The following is a 2,327-nucleotide window of genomic DNA, read 5'->3' as shown; positions in this document are numbered from 1 at the left end:
CGCCTTCCCATCCCGAACAGGACCGTGAAACACCTTAGCGCCGATGATAGTGTGGCATTCGCCATGTGAAAGTAGGACACCGCCAGACGCCCCATTAGAAACCCCCCAACCAGCAATGGTTGGGGGGTTTTGCGTTTGGTATCGTTATCGTTTATGGATTACACCGCTTGCTGCGCTCGGGGTAAAATGGCGCATTAATCTTGCACGTTCAGAGACTCATGAGACCGCATCCGCGTAATGCACACATCAAGGGCGATCCTTTTGTGCCCAACCGCTTCATCTTTGGTGATGCGGTGGACGACAAGGGGCTGGAGCCTTACGAATATATCGTGCACACCGAGTCGCCGGCTTTTATCTGCCGTCTGGTGGGCAATGATGACATGCCGTTCGAAGGTCGTGACAAGGAGGGTTTTGCCAGTGCCGTGCTATATGACGATGCTGAAAATATTACCCACTACGTGTGCAATACCGGCATGCGTATGTTTGATTTCAATTTTCATGAAGAGCCGCCTACTGCCGCTGCCTTGCAGCGTATCTGCGATGAGGCGATGACGGTATATGAGCGTCTGAATAAGGCTTATGCCGAGCGTGAAGCCAATCCGCCACAGCGCGAAATGCGGGTGATTCCGACGGAGCCCTTGCCGCCGGCCGAGCGTCAGTCTGCGATCCGCAAGCTGATGGAGAAGTCGCATGAGGCTGTCGATCAGCCTATGGCACGTATGCAACTGGCCGCCGAGGTACAGCAGGTGCTGGCTGGCGGAGATCAGGCGGTCTTTACCGAAGCGCAGTTGGGTTTGCTTGCCGAGCCGGCTGCGCGTGATTTGCTGGTCGAGGCTGCCCGCAAGGCGATTGCTTTTCCCGAAGTCGTCCGCAAGGATGGCAGCTTTGCATCATTCGAACTATGGGCTTTGCCGCTGGCTTTTTCGCGTGCCAAAGGTGGGGTGTGGTGGCATTACCCGCTGATGGAGAGGGTGGAACTGGCGCTGGCTGATGCGCTGGAAGTACCGGAAAAATCCATACTCTGGGTGTCTCCTACCATTTTCACGCTGGACATGCTGAATGAGCGTGCTTGCCAGAGTCTGGTGCATCTGGCGCCGATCATGGATGCCGGTTGCGATTTTGCACCGGCCGATCCCGAGGCATCGCGTGCAACCTTTGATGCGGCCGAGCAGACGGCGGATGCGCAACTGGTGCTGGCGTGGATACCGTTTCTGGCGGAGCGCGGTGTACTCAAGCAGGACCGGGTGCGCAAACTGGCACGCAAGGCGCTGGATGCCGCCATGCCGCTAGTACAGCAGGCGATCAGCAACGAGATGGAATATGGTGAGGCCGAACTGTTTGCGCCCTTGCCAATTTGGGATGCGCTGGAAGCGGGCGTGCGCGCATGGAACAGAAAACGTTTGGGGCTGACCGTGGCGATTTCGGCTGCCGGTCTGGGCAATTTGCGCGAACTTGAAGCCGTAGCCGAGTACCAGCCTGAATTGCAGGGCTACGATGTGGCGCTGCGCAAGGCCAATAGTGAAGAGATTATTGCCCGTACTCCGTGGCTGGTGGTGCCGGATGTCGCCTCAGACCGTCAGGCTTGCTGGCAGGATCTGGTCGACTGCATGAAAGATGCCGGCATCACGCTGACCGAGCAGCAGACGCGCTGGCATTGATCACGGCGAAGCAGGGTTAGTCGCGCTTGGCACTAACCCTGCTGCAAATCCCGAATTACACGCCCATTTTGTCGCGCATTTCATACCACCATGCGCCCATCGTCAGCATGGGAACCCGCAGCAGACGGCCGCCCGGGAACGGGTAGTGCGGCAGTGAGGCGAAGGCATCGAAACGCTCGCTCTGGCCACGGATGGCTTCGGCCAGCAGCCTGCCGGCCAGATGGGTGTAGGTGACCCCGTGACCGCTGCAACCTTGCGAGTAGTAAATATTGTTGCCTATGCGCCCGGCTTGAGGCAGACGGGTGAGCGTGAGCGAGAAGTTGCCGGTCCAGGTGTAATCAATCTTCACGCCCTTAAGCTGCGGGAAGGTTTTTTCCAGCTTGGGACGCACCAGCGTTTCTATTTCACCCGGTTCGCGCGCGCCATACACCGTGCCGCCACCATACAGCAGGCGGTTGTCGGCGGTCAGGCGGTAGTAGTCGAGCAGGAAATTGCAGTCTTCCACACAGTTGTCGCCCGGCAGCAGCGATTTGGCCAGCTTGGTGTCCAGAGGAGCGGTGGTGACGACCTGTGTGCCGCATGGCAGTGTTTTTTCCGCCAGTTTGGGGACCAGGTTACCCAGATAGGCATTGCCTGCGATCACGATAAAGTTGGCGCTGACTTCGCCAT

At 58.2% G+C, this 2,327-nt stretch carries 2 protein-coding genes and 1 rRNA gene; 2 read left to right on the top strand and 1 reads right to left on the bottom strand.

The window, feature by feature from the left end; genetic code table 11:
- Window positions 1-88: ribosomal RNA gene (gene rrf / locus ACRC1E_RS08150) — 5S ribosomal RNA — on the top strand; the annotation flags it as partial.
- Window positions 89-218: 130 nt separating this feature from the next.
- The gene (locus ACRC1E_RS08145; protein WP_438514602.1) at window positions 219-1,658 is read left to right on the top strand and encodes a hypothetical protein; all 1,440 of its coding nucleotides are present in this window, start codon (window positions 219-221) and stop codon (window positions 1,656-1,658) included.
- Window positions 1,659-1,713: 55 nt separating this feature from the next.
- On the opposite strand, the gene ACRC1E_RS08140 is transcribed toward ACRC1E_RS08145, so the two are convergent.
- On the bottom strand, window positions 1,714-2,327 hold a 614-nt coding region (locus ACRC1E_RS08140), incomplete at its 5' end, for an NAD(P)/FAD-dependent oxidoreductase (protein ID WP_438514601.1).

It is taken from the genome of Craterilacuibacter sp., from assembly GCF_051659485.1.
GTDB lineage: Bacteria > Pseudomonadota > Gammaproteobacteria > Burkholderiales > Chromobacteriaceae > Craterilacuibacter.
This window is presented reverse-complemented; position numbering and strand designations above follow the sequence as displayed.

Bases quoted from the DNA above. Each gene is read 5' to 3' on its own strand.
- ACRC1E_RS08145 (WP_438514602.1), top strand. From the start codon at position 219: ATGAGACCGCATCCGCGTAATGCACACATCAAGGGCGATCCTTTTGTG.